This is a genomic window from Viridibacillus soli, from assembly GCF_016612995.1.
Taxonomy (GTDB): Bacteria; Bacillota; Bacilli; order Bacillales_A; family Planococcaceae; genus Viridibacillus; species Viridibacillus soli.
The window spans coordinates 1-15,651 of record NZ_JAEOAH010000042.1; the positions used below are offsets into that span (position 1 = coordinate 1).

Here is a 15,651-nt window from a genome sequence, read left to right on the forward strand (position 1 = left end):
TTCGACGTTTCATTCCCAAAGGAAAGGCAATTGCCGAGGTTTCTAGTGAGACCATTTCACACGTTGAAAAATGGTGTAACCAACCGCCACGTAAAATTCTTGGATACCGAACACCTGAAGAATGTTTCCATGAGGAACTCTCTCTTGATTGGTTGATAGGCAGGGTACCATCTTCAGCTACTTGCCATGGAGCCTCTGCGTGCATAAGTTCCAAGCCATGAAGCCAGCTCAATGATACTGGCTTGGGCCTGTAAAGGCTATCATGCCCGCCACTCCAAGTAAAGTAGCGAGTTAGTATCTCTATATCCAAACTCTCATGCCATATGTATAGAAAACACCGGTTTATCAAGGTTTATCGTTTGTTGCATTTAATATTGCAATTTAGGGAATATTTATATTTATTATTAAGTGAAGTTAGTGAATACTGTTCCTTGTCGCTTTTCTTTTGGAGTCACTTAACTTGCCGTTGTAACGGTGGGTTATTTTTTGTTCTTCTCCGTGGTTTCGGTTTTCAAATACACAAGTCCGGTTTCTTTTTTTTATAGAGGTGCTGGTAATACAAAAGGTTAATCACTTAATTCTGGTTAGCTTTTTCTCGTTTTATTACTTATTCTCTATCTAATGATATTCATGGTTTGAAATGTTACCCTTTTTACATTTCAAATAATATCATAAAATACTATAAATATACTTTTCGCACTAAAGGAATAGGTTTAATTAACTGAATAATGTATTATTTTTCAAATATATTGATAATAAAATATTATATTTAATAAATATTAAGTACTATATACTAATCCTTGTAACAAAAAAAGGGAGGGGTATTTATGAATATCAAGAAGTATATAGCACAATTTCTTATATTTATAATGATTGTTAGTTTAATTCCTGAATATGTTGGTGCAACATTCAATGAAGACCAACCGGATACAAAGACTCAATCATCAGAACACTTAGAAGTGACAAAAGATTTTAATGAGATTATTAAAGAAAGGACCGCTAACTCAAAAACATTTACAAATGGAAAAGGTAATTTTCTTAAGGAATTGTACCCAGAAGAAGTACATAATAAAGTAGATGGAGTATATCAAGAAATTTCGGAAGATTTAGTAGATGGCCAAACTGGTTATGTGACTACAGAAGAAACCAATTTGGAATCAATGTTTCCCGAAAAAATATCTGATGATGAACCTTTAATCTATCGTTTTGGGAATCACGAACTATCAATTAACATAACAAATGCTTCTGATGGTGATAATACTATTGAACCATCAGAGAATCCAAATCTAGAAAAAAATGATAACACTTTAAATTACAAAGAAGTTTATCCGAATATTGATTTACGTCATATCGCTTTAAATAATGAGGTAAAAGAAGATTGGATTGTACGTGAATTTACAGGCATTAATGAATTTAATTATTCAATTAAAACGGATTTATATGGGGAAGTAAAAAAAGATGGATCAGTCGGATTTTATGAAGATGAAGCTAAGTCGTCATTAGTTTTTTCTTTACCAAAGCCTGTAATGGTTGATTCAAATTATAATGATACATTAGGAGATGGTGCTCGTTCTACCAAATTATATTATGAATTAACGTCTACTGAAAAAGGGCTTTATGAACTTAAATTGACTGCAGATAAAAAATGGTTAGAATCATCAGAACGAGTTTTTCCAATTTATATTGATCCATCAGTGTCTATCAATGCATTAGGAGATACATATGTCTCTAGTAAATATCCAACTGCTAATTTTAATAAGCAGTGGGACCCTTCACAAGGTGAATATGTATTGCAAACAGGGTATTACGATAGTACATCAGGTACCAACTATCCATTTATTAAATTTAGTATTGTAGGCGATTTAAAAGGAGCCACAATTGATAGCGCAGATTTACAAGCTTATGTGACGCATGCTTACTATGCTACTCAAAAAAATGGTTTATGGGTAGATGAGGTAAAAGGTTCTTGGGGAGCTAATGAATTAACTTGGAACAATAAGCCTTCTTCGACAAAAATTACTTCTACCTCTGTCGGTCGTGATGAATGGGCACATTTTAATGTCACGGATACTATTCAAGCCTGGGTATCAGGAGAGCGTTCTAACTATGGATTTAAATTCCATACTAACGGAAATGGTCAAACCTATTGGAAAAAAATCACGGCTGCAGAAAGTGCTAAAAAAGCTAAAATAGTTATTGCGTATCATTATGAGAAAATGCAAACACCGACTATGACCGCTACTGCGGATGATTTGGCTTCTAAGACCGGTTCGGTGACTGTCAAATGGAAATCGATTTACGGTGCGACAGGCTATGATTTACAGATGTTTGATGGCAAGGGCTATCAAAGTATTTATCAAGGAACAGCAACTAGTTGGAATTCTAAAGGACAAAAAGTATTTCCAAAAGCACCGTATAAGACAACCAGTACATATAGTACAAGTAAAGCAGGTGTTGAATTACCTTTAGATCCGACGGCGTTTTATTCTGTGAAGGCAGGGGAAGCGGTTACATCAAAAGTGTATAAGTTCCGTGTGATTCCTAAGTATCCAACAGGCAATGGCCCCACTTCTGCTACTGTGTCAAAAGCAATTCCTGTACCAACAGGTGAACCTAATTTACCTACGGTGACATCAGGAAACTATTCGGAAACAGATACGACCAATAAAGGCCGTGGATGGCTTAATATTAAATGGGATAAAGTAGCCAATGCGACAGGCTATAAAGTTCGTATTTGGAATGGTGTCAAATACGAAAACTTTACTGTTGGAAAAGATACATTATCAGTTAGTACAAAGGGCAAAAAAATCTGGCCAACAGATGCTGAAATTAAAGCAGGAAAAATCGATTTACATCAAGCTGAGTTAGATAAGACTTCAAGTATAGGAAAAGGAGCAGAATTACCAATCGATCCAAGTACAACCTATGGTAATTCATCAAAACGCTACAGTGTCCGTGTTATAGCTATGTCAGCTGCTGGTGATTCACCAACATCTGATGTTAACTACGGATATATACCTCTTTACGCACCAAAAGATGTGAAGATGACTGCCAATAACGATAACCTGGTACAGAACAAAACAAGTTTCGATATTTCGTGGAAAGCATCCGCGGGCGCTAAATATTATGATGTTATCTTAAATGATGGAAAAACGGATGAAGTTATAAAAGTTAAAGGAAAAACTTCTTACACAACAAAGGCAAAATATGACCTTCAAAAGAAATATACAGTAAGTGTCCAAGCATATTATGATGATGATGATACAGCTTCAGAAACAGAGGATGGAAAAATAACAGGGAAACGAGGTTTAAGTCCTAAATCCACTTCAGTTGTAACACAACCGAATCAACAATTAGATTTAATAGGTTTGGAAGATTACTTTACTTTCGAACAACATTCATTTGGCCGAGCAACCGCTAATGTCAATGTAACTACTGGTAACATGAACCTTCAATTTACCGATGAATCTCTTTATACACGTAGTGTTTTAGGATTTGATTTTATACGTACGTATAATTCTCGTTCAAATAAAGCATCAGTACTAGGAACGGGCTGGACATTTATCGGGAATGAGCAATTGGAGATTCTCTCGAATAAAGATATTCTTTATACAGATGAAGATGGAACCACACATACCTTTGTCTATAAAGATGCGGAATATGTAGCTCCAAACGGTATTTATGAAAAATTAGTGAAACAAGATGAGCAAACTTGGACTTTAACTGATCCGGACGGTTTCGCTCAGACATTTAAACTAATTAAAGATTCATCTAACTTCTTAATTGCTTCTTATACAGATAACTACAAAAACCAAATTGACTTTGTACGTAATGAGAGAGGTCAATTAATTACAGTGGAAGAAGCTAAAGGAATTGATAAGCAAGAAAAAATAGAAATTAGTTATCAAGGGAATAAAATCAGTAAAATTCAGTATGCAGATCACTGGACAACATTTACGTATAGCGGGGATTTACTAGTTAAGACTACCATTGGTAGTGATAAGACTTCACGTGCAATTGATGAAAACTTTGCATACAATAGTCAAAATCAATTAGTGGAATATGCAGATGGGAATAATAATACAACAGAATTCTCCTATGCCGAAAATGAACTGAAAATCTTTGATAAACAAGCAGAAGATGAGGAATTATCTGTTACAAATACTTATCAATTTAACGTAAAAGACAATGAGTTTAAGTCTATTTCAACAGATGATGCAGAAACGATTTATAAACGCGATATAAAAAATAATACGTATGCAGTATCCCAAGTAACAACTCCATCAGAAGAAAACCAAAATTCAACAGAACTTTATGATTTAGATAAAAATTATCGTGTTTTAGAAGTCACACGTCCTGATGGTACAACGGATAAAAATTCGTATGATTCAAATGGAAATGTGCTGACATCAAAATCAACTGACGGTACAATTGTAAAAACGTACAATGACAATAATCAACTCGTAAAGACAGTTGCAGCCAATGGAGAAACAACAACGAACGAATATGAAGGGCCGTTTCTTGTTTCCAGCACGGTGAATGAAGAAACAACAGTATTTACGAATGATTCATTTGGTCGTTTAATTAAAACAAATTATCCAAATAATACATTTGAAAAAATCTCATACGATGATGACGTATATACAAAAAAAGTTATCGATAAAAAAGAAAATACGACATCGGTTCAATACACAATTTTTGGTCAAAGAAAAGAAGTTACCGATGCTGAAGGACAAACAACGAAATATACGTATGATCCATTGTATTTTGATACATTGACATCTGTGACCGATGGTAATGGACACAAAACAGAATACTCATATGATGCAAACAACAATTTAAGTTCGCTTATAGATGCATTAGGACATAGAAAATTATTTACGTATAATCAAAATGATCAAGTAATCCAAACGATTATGCCGTTGATGAAGTTCCAATATGAATATGATATAAATGGTGAACTAAGTAAAGAAACTCTCCCTTCAGGAATTCAGAAACAATATATTCTTAACGAGAGTAATTCACTTGATACTATCAATGTATTCGATAAAAAAGAAAATAAATTTAAATCTATTAACTATAGCTATGATGATTTAAATAATTTAACAACTATTTCAGAAGACGGCAAAGAAATTAAATCGTTTAGTTACACACCAGAAAGCAATTTTTTAGCAAAATATGAGCTGAATTTATTTACACAATTATATAGTTATGATGATAAAGAACGAGTTACACAGCGGGAAACAAACTACCAGAATGATTTTGCAGTAAAAGAAACAACAACTTATAAAGAGAGTTCGGATGACGTTCAGCAAGTTCAATATACTTCAGAAGAACGACCTCTTCATACCTATGTATTTGAAGAAAAAAAAGCTGATAATAATATAAACTTTACTGTAAATGAAGACCTGCTAAAACGAGTTACACAGTTTGACGATGGAAACTTATTAAAATCCTTAACGTATACAACAAAAACTCAAACGCCATTTGAAATCAAATATGACCACACCAAAAATGGCAACATTTTTCAAGAATCGGTTCAAGGTGAAGCAACAACTTATGCATATGATCTAAACAATCAACTGACAAAAGAAACGTTTGCCTATGGTGAGTCCAATACGTATGAATATGATCCTGTAGGAAATCGAACTGCAGCCACAGTGAACGGAAAAAAGGCGACTTATACGTATAATGATGCGAACCAAATTCAAACAAAAGACAAGATTGCGTATCAATATGATGCAGATGGTAATTTAACACATGATGAAAATTATGTGTATATGTATAATGTATCTCAACAATTAACGACCATTCAAACGTTAAAAGGAGAAAAAGTTGCATCCTACACATATGATGAAAATGGACTTCGTTTAACAAAAACGGTTGGTAATACAACGCATGAATACTTATACAATGATGAAGTATTATACATGGAAGTTGTGAAACAAAACGGTAAAGTAACAAGTACACGTTACTATGAATGGGATGGCTATGCGCCACTTGGCATGATTGTCCAAGAAAATGGAATAAAAAAAGCATATCAATTCATTACGAACCACCGTGGAGATATATTAAGTATTCGTGATGAAAATGATAATGAAGTCGGTTCTTATAGCTATGATGCCTATGGTAATATCTTATCGATGGAAGGCGACATCGCAAAAGTCAACCCAATTCGTTACGCAGGATATTACTATGATGAAGAAACAGCGAATTATTACTTGCAAGCTCGTTATTATAACCCGAGAAATGGAGCGTTTTTAGCATTGGATCCACATCCTGGAGATAATGACGAGCCTTTGTCGCAGAATGGATATACTTATGGAAATAATAACCCTAACAAATATGTAGATCATAATGGTCAACAATCACAATGGCTTTCATGGACTAGATTAAAGAATGCAATTGGATGGGGATTTCAACTTTTATTTTCTCAATATATGGGATGGTCAGATGCCGGAGCGGCAGTTGTAGTTATAAGTGCGCACATTTCAAGGATCGTTAATTCTGTAAGAGCTGTTTATGCAAGCAGACAGCTCTATAAAAAGGCATTAAGCCAAGCTTTATATGAATCAATGCGGTATTCTATAGTAAGTCAATCTTCATATAGAAAATTACTAATGAAAGATGCCAAGAAGTTAGCAAGAAAAGCAGGAAAAAAAGGGTTAACAAAAGCTTTACTAAAAGCAAATTTCGGTGCTGTTGATCTCACTATCTTAATAGGTGGGGTAGGTACAGCGTATATATGGAATTTAAAACCATCGAAATAAAACAATAAATGCGAAAAAAATTATTAATTAACTTAAGGAGGTAGGTAGAAATGGATACAAAAACCATATTTTTGTTTTTGTATCTGATGTTCACAAGTGTATTTATGGGCTTCTTCTTGTTTGCATTAGCAGTAGGAGGAGCAGAAGGTCAAAAAACACTTGTAATTCATACAGATTATTTATCGATTGTTATATTTTCAATAGTGGGAATTATGACTATTCAAGTTTATAGATCTGCGTTTGCGTCGCTTAAAAATATTCGGTTTAGAATGTTATACACACTATTGGTTAGTACTTTTGGATTTTTATTACTTTTATATGTATTTACTTAATCAGTCAGGTCAATATTTCGGTTTACAGTCAACCCAAACAAACACATTATAGTTCCAACAATTGAGAAAAGACATTTTATCCCCTAATTTTGAAATTAGGGGATTTTTTGTGTGCCGGGCATGTTCGTCAACTAGGTGATGAAAGTTCACTGTGGGCGTTGGGATATGCGAACCACTAGCCAAGAGCAAGGGTGTCCGTGGCGACGCGGAATCTGAAGGAAGCTGGCGGCAAAACCTTGGTCCGAGGTACACGAATCACATTCGAGGTTGTTCTGTTTGGACGAAATTGCAAAACAAATCGAAATCCTAAATATCCACGGAAATCAGAGCAATAAATGTGACGGATAGATGAGGTGAAAGTGGGCGGACTTACCCCGGGAGATCTGATGAATACCTGGAAACAGAACCTATCTAGTGATAGATAGCTGAATCATCAGAAGTCAGCAGAAGCCATAGTACCACGAAAGGAGTGAACATGGACGGGATATTATTCAGTGAAAACCATTGTTCAATGATGTTTTTAGTTTATTCTTGTCCATGATATTGTTCTTTTTAGTGGATTTGGACGCGTTACCACCTGTACATCCATATAAAGGCCTTTTTTTATGCACAAAATAAAATTATTGAACATTTCGAGTGTCTTGAAATGCCATATAAAAATAATGAAATGTTAGTGAGTAGACATATTACGTATATTCCCAGAGACTTTTCTTCATTCTGTCACTGACATCATCAAAATGAAGGTTTATAGTCCATTTTTTCATACACCTAATTTCTTGTAATATCATAATTATTATCCAATTTTAAATAAAAATTCTATTACCTGCCACTTATCTCCATCAATTATTACGTTCTTTCGGTCTCGCATCTTTTCTACCTTCATTCACAGTACTATCTTCAAAGAATAATTCGCCGTAGAAAAAATAATTTACTAATTTAACTATATCTATAAAATTTTGAGGATTTTATCCGATATGTATATAGATGTTAGTAGAGTGATTTTTAAAAAGGGAGGATAGTACTATAATTATGAAAATAAGATTTTGAAGTGTGCCATTATTACTACTCGCATTGATGCTACAACAAAATAGTTAGAGAAACTAATTCGTTAGAGGGGATATTTTTGAATTTCCTTCTATTTTCAATGTGGCAGACTAAAGATAAGGTATATATTAATATAGTTTTATTTTTAGCTTTTTGCATCAAAATCCTCGCACATATAAATTTGTTTGTCATGTAACAAGTAGATAAGTAAAGGGGACTAATAAGATGAATAATAATTTTCCATTTGGTTTTACAAAAATGACAATAAGAAAAACGGGAGTAGGCGCTTTTATATTAGCAGCGGGTATTATGGGGACCACTTTAATACCTGAGAATGTAAGTGCACATGGATTTGTTGAAAAACCTGTTAGCCGTGCTGCGTTATGTAGTTCAAATTATGGAGCGCTTAACTTGAGTTGTGGAAATGTAATGTATGAACCGCAGAGTTTAGAAGCACCAAAAGGGTTCCCACAAAATGGGCCGGCAGACGGAACAATTGCTTCAGCTGGTGGTATGTTTGGTGGAATTCTTGACCAACAAACTACAGATCGCTGGTTTAAGAATACGATCACTGGTGGTGAAAATACTTTCACATGGAAATATACTGCACTGCATGCAACGAGCAAATGGCACTATTATATTACAAAAAAAGGCTGGAATCCTAATAAACCTTTAACTCGTGCTGTTCTTGATCCGATTGGAGAAGTCCAACATAACGGTTCTACAGCATCTAATAATCCATCGCATAAAATTAACGTACCAACAGATCGAAGTGGATACCATGTGATTTTGGCTGTTTGGGATATAGCTGATACTTCAAACGCTTTCTATAGTGTAATCGATGTTAATTTAATAAATAATGCAAATCCGGATACAAAAGCTCCAACACAACCACAAAAATTACATGTAGCGAAAGTTACAGAAAACAGTGTGAAATTAAACTGGGAGCCTTCTACAGATAACGTAGGGGTAAAAGAATATCAAGTATTACGTGATGGAAAAGTAATTGGAACGGTACCAGGAACAACATTTACAGATGGAAAATTAACGGCTAATACAAAATATAAATATACAGTGAAGGCCATAGATGCAGCAGGAAATGTTTCACAAGAAAGTGAAGCTGTTGTTGCAAAGACAGGAAATAAAGTTCCAGATACTGAAGCACCAACTCAACCAAAAGGACTACATAGTATGGGGCAAACATCATCTAGTGTAGATTTAATGTGGAGTCCATCAGAAGACAATATAGCAGTTGACCATTATGTTGTATACAGAGAAACATCAAGTGGACAAATGATAGCAGTTGGAACATCCAACACTACATCATTTATGGACAAGAGCTTACAATCAAATACAACATATAAGTACACAGTTACAGCAGTTGATACAGCAGGAAATGAATCAATTAAAAGTAATATTCTTACTGTGACAACAAAAGTGCAGAGTTCATCTTATGAACAATGGAATCCGTATAAAGCATATACAAAGGGTGATAGAGTAGAACATCAGGGAAAAAACTATGAAGCGGTTCAAAGCTATCAAGGAAACGGCGCTCCAGACTGGATATTTGCCTTATCGTTATGGAAAGCTATTTAATTTAAGTACAATTTAATAGAAATAGATAGTCTAGAGGGTTTTGGTGCAAAAAGCTGAAAATAAACATGACACAGACTTCTAAATTAGATTGGAATATTAAAAAGAGAGATAATTGATAATGGTCGTTGCATCTTTATTACTTAATTTTTGTTCCTTTATAAAAAACAAATATGTATTAATTTTCCCTATCATCTTAATTGGTGATAGGCTTTTTATTTGTCAAAATAAAATGGAACATTTTTTTGTTGAATACAACATTAAAAAAGTGAGGGGACTAGATGCGAGTACCCATGGATAAAAAATATAGAGTAATAATCATTTACTGAGACGGGAGAGAAGTAGAATTTGAAACGGATGTAGATGTAATAGCAGTTGAAATGCGAGGAGATGAGTACGAATACATAGAAAAAGGAATGCGTTAAGAATTAAAGAATATCGAGCGGATTATAACAGCTGAAGAATTAAACCGAGAACAAAAATTGAATATCCGTTCATAGTTTGACTAGATTGCTACTAAAGGCTGCCAGGGCTCTTTTTTTATATTCCATAATAATAAGTGTTCTGGATACGAAAAAGAAGGAGCGAACACCGTGAATGAATAGAAAGTAAAAGCAGTGCAGTGTAATCAGCTATTGATTTAATGTATATGTGGAAGGTGGAGAGGTAACTAAAAGTTGTGGGAAAAACATTAAAATAATAGCTGAATCGTTCCAAGGATTTGGTTTCGTTAGACAAGCAAAGCGTACTTTTACTGTAGATAATGTTCTTGCAGCTCTCCCAATATAGATAAGAAGGGTTTAGTTTATGTAGCATGCCTGCAAAACGTTTGTTTTTTTAGTAACTACTTCTAATTTTGAGTACCCCTATTTTCTCCCCCAGTTCAGTATAATATAATGAATTATTATGAGAGAGGTTAATAGAGGTGGGATGAATGATACTATTGATAATTTAACATCTATGTAATCGCTTGATTGACGTTAAAAGAGCCGTGCTTTATTATGGTAATAGTGTGAAAAACACTTGAAGATTGAAAGTGGTGAAATGAATGGACGAGCAGAACAAAATGGAACCAGAAAAAAATGATCAACCAACAGATGACCAGCAAAAACAAGAGGATATAAAGCCAGCAGGGAAATACATACGTATTAAACCTTTTGGGCTCATCATGATGGTAATTGTTTTAATATTATGTACTTCTGGTTTAACGATTTTTGCGCTAACTTTTGGGGAGAAAAAAGTTGTAGAAGTACGCACACCAACTCATACAGAATTCCAAAAACTATTTAACGCATTTGATGAATTAAAAGCAAACTATTACAAAGATATTGATACAGACGAAGCCGTAAACGGTGCAATCAAAGGTATGATTGAAGCACTCGGTGACCCTTATTCAGATTATATGAATGTAGAGGAAGCTTCTAAATTCAATGAAAGTATCTCTTCAAGTTTTCAAGGAATTGGTGCTGAAATCCAAGAGCAAAGTGGCAACATCGTAGTTGTTTCACCGATTAAAAACTCACCAGCTGAAAAGGCAGGTATTTTACCAAACGATATGATTGCAACAGTTGATGGTAAAAGTATTGCAGGTATGAGTTCTTCTGAAGCCATAAAGTTAATCCGTGGTGAAAAAGGAACATCGGTAACGCTTGAAATCGTTCGCGGTGATAGCGATAAAAAAATTAAAGTAAAAATTGTTCGTGACGATATCCCGGTTGAAACAGTTTATAGTGCAATGCTAAGTGGAAAAGTAGCGCATATTTCTATTACTAGCTTTTCTAAGAACACATATGAAGAATTATTAACAGCTCTTGATGAGATGGAAGGTAAAGGTATGAAAGCACTTGTTGTTGACGTTCGTCAAAATCCAGGTGGTTTACTCGATTCGGCTGTTAATATCGCAAGTCTATTTATTAAAACAGGCGAGCCTGTCATGCAAATTGAAGACAAAACTGGCAAAAAACAAGTGATTGAAGCACAAGGTGGTCGTAAAGTGGATGTACCTGTAACGTTATTAATCGATGGCGGCAGTGCTTCTGCTTCTGAAATCTTAGCCGGTGCACTAAGTGAATCTGCTGCTATTCAATTAGTGGGTGAAAAATCATTCGGTAAAGGTACAGTGCAAACTGCAAGTGATCTTACAGATGGTTCAAACTTGAAATTTACTACAGCTAAATGGTTAACACCAGAAGGTAACTGGATTCATGAAAAAGGTATCAAACCTACTGTTTCAGTAGATTATCCTTCTTATGCTTCATTACCATACCTTGACCCTGAAAAAGCAATGAAAGAAGGCTCTCTATCAGACCAAGTGAAGGCTGCTGAGGAAATGTTAAAAGCAGTTGGATACTCACCAGGTAAAGTAGAAGGACTTTTTGATAAAAAAACGAAAGCAGCAGTGATAGCATTCCAAAAAGATCATAAGCTGAAAGAAACAGGCGTTTTAAAAGGTGAAACAACTTTCGCATTAATGAAAGAACTTCGCCAGAAAATTCAAAAAGACGATCCACAATTACTAAAAGCACAGAAATTAATGAAGAAAGAAATTGGATCAGATAGTAAAGAATAACTAGCAAAACACTCATTATAAAAATGCGCATGGAGAGCTGACCATACTATAAGGTCAGCTTTTTCATGCGTTTACAGAAGAAAGGATGATTTACATGATCGATGTATATCTATTTAGTGGTTTTTTAGGAAGTGGTAAAACATCTATGCTGACAGATGTAATCCGTCAACTAAAGGAACAAAATCTTAAACCGGCAATTATAATGAATGAACTTGGCAAGTTAAACTTTGACTCACAAGCAGTTGAGGAGGACGTGCCATTAAAAGAAATGCTAAATGGTTGTATTTGTTGCTCAGGAGCTGAAAAAACAGAAGCACAAATTCAAACTCTGCTAGCAGAATCAGAATTTGATGTGCTAATTATTGAAACAACGGGAGCTGCGCATCCAGTAGAAGCATTGGATGCTGTCTATTCGCCTCTATTTGCTGACCAATTAAATATTAAAGGGATTGTCACAGTAGCTGATAGTAAACGTTGGTTAGAGCGCGATCAATTATCACCTCAAGTACGCTCACTATTTTTAGAGCAAATCCGTCACGCTCACCTTGTCTTGGCAAATAAATCGGATCTACTAACTGAAGAAGAACGTGCAAAGGTGACTTTTGAAATCCAAGCCCTAAACCCACATGCCTTGCTTTTACAAACTACCAGGGGGCGAGTACCGCTAAAGTATTTACAAACCCTACATGCAACTGCTCGTCCATCTAATCTTGAATCGGCGCCGATTGGTAAACTGCATTTGAGCTCACGCTTAGTTACATTCACTGAACCAATGGAACAAGTACAATTTGAAGAATGGCTGCGTACAATTCCTTCTACTATTTATCGTATGAAAGGGTATGTTCCTATTAGAGGGATGAAAAACCCAATGCTCTTCCAATATGCATATGGTTTAACACAATGGATGCCTGAATATATGCAGATGCCCCCTAATATTGTCATTATAGGTGAAGATGTCAATGAGCTCGAAGTGATCGGCAGTTTGTAACATAACTAGCCATTTTATATGGTGTCAACCCAATCCTTCTAGTAATAAAACGATAGATTACTAAAATTACACAATTTTAAAACCCATATAAGATTGAAATCAAGGCCCTTTTATTGTTACTTGGACAAAGTAGCAATAATTGGGCCTTTTATTACAAAAACCCCGCGTTACTATATTTACAGACAAGGAGGAATAAAACATGAAAAAATGGTTATTACCAATGAGTCTAGTTATGCTAGTTAGCGTACAGGCGGGAACGGTGGAAGCATCATATTCCACAAAATCATCCGATACAACAAAGCAAACGCAGGTATTTCAAAAAGAATGGAAGTCTTATAAATCAAATTGTAAGATAAAAAACCATTCACACAAATTGCCGAATGACGGTAATGTTAATACGAATAAGCCAGGGAATAATTCATCTGGTGGCAATACAACCAAACCAGAGAATAAACCATCTAATGATAGTTCAAATAATTCAGCTCAAACTGCTGCAGATCAATTCGAACAAAAAGTGATCGAATTAACAAACGTAGAACGCCAAAAAGCGGGATTAGCTGCATTTAAATCTGACAAAGCTTTAATGGGTGCGGCACGTGAGAAATCTTTAGATATGCAAAAAAATAAATACTTCTCACATACAAGCCCGACATTTGGTTCACCATTTGACCGCATGAAAGCACTTGGTATTCAATATAGTGCAGCTGGAGAAAATATTGCTATGGGTCAAAAAACACCAGCAGAAGTAGTTAAAGCTTGGATGGATTCACCAGGTCACCGTGCTAATATTATGAGTACAACATTTACTCATATTGGTGTAGGCTACGCAGCGACTGGACATTACTGGACACAACAATTTATTAAAACAAAATAATTTAGAAATACAAGCCAGTTCTCTTAATTGAGAGCTGGTTTTTTGGGGCTTTATACATAATGTCCTTACCGATATTCCAAAAAAATCCTTCTACTTAAGTAGAAGGATTTTCTTGTGTGTGTTTTTGAGCTTTCCGCTGAACAATGAGAAGGCGAGCACTAAGTGTCACTGCCCCAGCAGTAAGGCCACTAATTAAGCCGATCCAGTAACCAAATGGCCCTAGATCTGTGTAATTTGCTACAACATAGCCTAGTGGCAATCCGATGACCCAATATGAAATGATCGCCATTATGAATGTAATAGTTACATCTTTATAGCCCCGTAGAGCGCCTTGCACGGGTGCTTGAATGGCATCAGACAGTTGGAAGAAAGCAGCGTAAATTAAAAACTGTGTGGCTAGTGTTACGACCTGTGCATCAGTTGAATAAACACCAGCTATTTGTTCTCTGAAAATGATTAAAATTGTAGCAGAAATAAAACTAAATCCAACTGCTATTATAACGGATAGATAACTGTATATGCGTGCATCTTTCCAACGCTTTGCACCAATTTCAAAACCAACTAAAATCGTCGCTCCCATTGAAATACTTAAAGGAATCATATAGACGAGACTCGCAAAGTTCATCGCAATTTGATGGGCACCAATAACAGCTGTACTATAATTACTCATCATAATCGTCACAACTGAGAATATACTTATCTCTGCAAAAATAGATAACCCAATTGGTACGCCAATTTTACATATTTCTAGCCATTTGGCCAATTGAAGTTTTGGCCAATTCGCATACAATTGAAATGCTTCAAATGGCTGCGCCTTCATCGTAATGACAATCCCTACTGCACAAATAATCCAATACGTAATAGCGGAAGCAACACCCGAACCAACCCCACCAAGCTCTGGGAAACCAAATTTCCCGAAAATTAATAAGTAGTTAAAGAAAATATTGACAGGCGTTGCAAGTAGAGTAACAAACATTGAAATTCTTGTTTTGCCAAGTGCATCGATAAAACAACGTAACACACTATAAATAAATAAAGGAACTAAACCAAAACACATCGCTACTAAATAATCATGTGCTATGCGGTGTACTTCAGGCTCCAATGACATCATATTTAATAATGGGTTAATACTTGCCATTAATAATCCGAATATAATGATTGCTAAAGCAATCGCAACATAAAATCCTTGTTGAACTGAAAATGTCGCTTCTTTCTGCCTTTTTGCCCCGACTAGTTGTGCTACAATAGGGGTTATGGATAAGAGAATCCCAGATAAACCTGTATAAACAGGTAACCAAATAGAAGAACCAATGGATACACCTGCTAAGTCAGCAGTGCTATATTTACTTGACATTAAGACATCGAAAAACGACATCAAATATAAAGCAATTTGGGTAATTAAGATCGGAAGCACAATACTCAGCATGACTGTCCATTTCGCTCTCATCGTAGTTGTTTCATGCATGTTTCTAGCCTCCAAG

7 protein-coding genes and 1 pseudogene are annotated in these 15,651 nt (G+C 35.2%); 7 read left to right on the forward strand and 1 reads right to left on the reverse strand.

The genetic code is table 11. The features are described 5' to 3' along the window. The 7 genes and pseudogenes from JFL43_RS22785 to JFL43_RS18625 all read left to right on the forward strand — a co-directional run. Nucleotides 1-221 (forward strand): annotated as a pseudogene (locus JFL43_RS22785) (hypothetical protein); the annotation flags it as partial. Between the two features lie 606 nt (nucleotides 222-827). After that, complete coding sequence (locus tag JFL43_RS18600; protein ID WP_200750187.1) at nucleotides 828-6,770, forward strand: DNRLRE domain-containing protein; 5,943 nt, start codon at nucleotides 828-830, stop codon at nucleotides 6,768-6,770. Between the two features lie 50 nt (nucleotides 6,771-6,820). Then, nucleotides 6,821-7,102, forward strand: coding sequence for a hypothetical protein (locus tag JFL43_RS18605; RefSeq protein WP_200750188.1), 282 nt, complete (start codon nucleotides 6,821-6,823; stop codon nucleotides 7,100-7,102). A gap of 1,269 nt (nucleotides 7,103-8,371) precedes the next feature. Continuing rightward, nucleotides 8,372-9,742 carry a lytic polysaccharide monooxygenase gene (locus tag JFL43_RS18610; protein WP_200750189.1) on the forward strand — a complete coding sequence of 457 codons (1,371 nt, stop codon included), beginning with the start codon at nucleotides 8,372-8,374 and terminating at the stop codon, nucleotides 9,740-9,742. Nucleotides 9,743-10,787: 1,045 nt separating this feature from the next. Beyond that, entirely contained in the window at nucleotides 10,788-12,308 is a 1,521-nt protein-coding gene (locus JFL43_RS18615; protein ID WP_200750190.1) for a lmo1851 family serine protease, read from the forward strand. A gap of 94 nt (nucleotides 12,309-12,402) precedes the next feature. Further along, a complete protein-coding gene (locus JFL43_RS18620; RefSeq protein ID WP_200750191.1) occupies nucleotides 12,403-13,296 on the forward strand; it encodes a CobW family GTP-binding protein in 894 nt (297 codons plus the stop codon). Between the two features lie 199 nt (nucleotides 13,297-13,495). Continuing rightward, entirely contained in the window at nucleotides 13,496-14,170 is a 675-nt protein-coding gene (locus JFL43_RS18625) for a CAP domain-containing protein (RefSeq protein WP_200750192.1), read from the forward strand. 94 nt (nucleotides 14,171-14,264) lie between these two features. On the opposite strand, the gene JFL43_RS18630 is transcribed toward JFL43_RS18625, so the two are convergent. After that, on the reverse strand, nucleotides 14,265-15,635 hold the full coding sequence (locus JFL43_RS18630; RefSeq protein ID WP_200750193.1) for an MATE family efflux transporter: 1,371 nt from the start codon (nucleotides 15,633-15,635) through the stop codon (nucleotides 14,265-14,267). Nucleotides 15,636-15,651 lie beyond the last annotated feature (16 nt).

Coding starts and splice junctions, on each gene's coding strand:
- JFL43_RS18600 (WP_200750187.1), top strand. CDS start 828: ATGAATATCAAGAAGTATATAGCACAATTTCTTATATTTATAATGATT.
- JFL43_RS18605 (WP_200750188.1), top strand. CDS start 6,821: ATGGATACAAAAACCATATTTTTGTTTTTGTATCTGATGTTCACAAGT.
- JFL43_RS18610 (WP_200750189.1), top strand. CDS start 8,372: ATGAATAATAATTTTCCATTTGGTTTTACAAAAATGACAATAAGAAAA.
- JFL43_RS18615 (WP_200750190.1), top strand. CDS start 10,788: ATGGACGAGCAGAACAAAATGGAACCAGAAAAAAATGATCAACCAACA.
- JFL43_RS18620 (WP_200750191.1), top strand. CDS start 12,403: ATGATCGATGTATATCTATTTAGTGGTTTTTTAGGAAGTGGTAAAACA.
- JFL43_RS18625 (WP_200750192.1), top strand. CDS start 13,496: ATGAAAAAATGGTTATTACCAATGAGTCTAGTTATGCTAGTTAGCGTA.
- JFL43_RS18630 (WP_200750193.1), bottom strand. CDS start 15,635: ATGCATGAAACAACTACGATGAGAGCGAAATGGACAGTCATGCTGAGT.